Consider the following 588-nt stretch of genomic DNA (forward strand, 5'->3'; position numbering starts at 1 on the left):
GTTGTCCTTTCTAACTGGAAACTTGAAGATAGTAGAGCCAAACTTTCATTTGTTTCAAATGATAGTGATGGATTACCATTATACAAGATAGTTCTTGCTAACGATTTGACTAACAATATAACCTTGAATTTCAAATTTGTCAACGGAACTCCTGGAGAACCATCCAGTTGGGCTCTAGTTGAGAAAAGTGCCAGTGGTGGAGAGATAAATGATAGAAGTGCTGCAGTACAAGCAGGCCAGGATGTGTTTATTTACCATACTAATACTAATACAGTTAGTGGTAATAATGTTGATGTTCATCCAAATGGTATTCAGTCATGGGCTTCAGTAGGTCCCTCATATCTTGTAACCAATATCAACGCTTACATAATAGTATCTAATATTGCTACCAACAAAGGATCAGAAGGAATAGGTAGTTTTGCTATTTCTGGCTCATTCAACGGCTGGCCAGGAACTCCTGATCCTGATAATCCAAAAATCGACTATCTGCTAACCAACGCTAACGGTGTAACTATTAAATTCTGGATATCAAATTATTATGGATCTGCTTCTGTTGCATTCAAGGTAAGAGGTTCTAACATAGCTAAT

The 588-nt window shown here is 37.2% G+C and carries 1 protein-coding gene; it reads left to right on the plus strand.

Annotation, left to right across the window (positions count from 1 at the left end; all coding sequences use genetic code 11):
• On the plus strand, positions 1-588 hold a 588-nt coding region (locus NZ579_08235), incomplete at both ends, for a hypothetical protein (protein MCS7299924.1).

Source organism: Spirochaetota bacterium, assembly GCA_025061835.1.
Classification (GTDB): domain Bacteria; phylum Spirochaetota; class Brevinematia; order DTOW01; family DTOW01; genus SKYB106.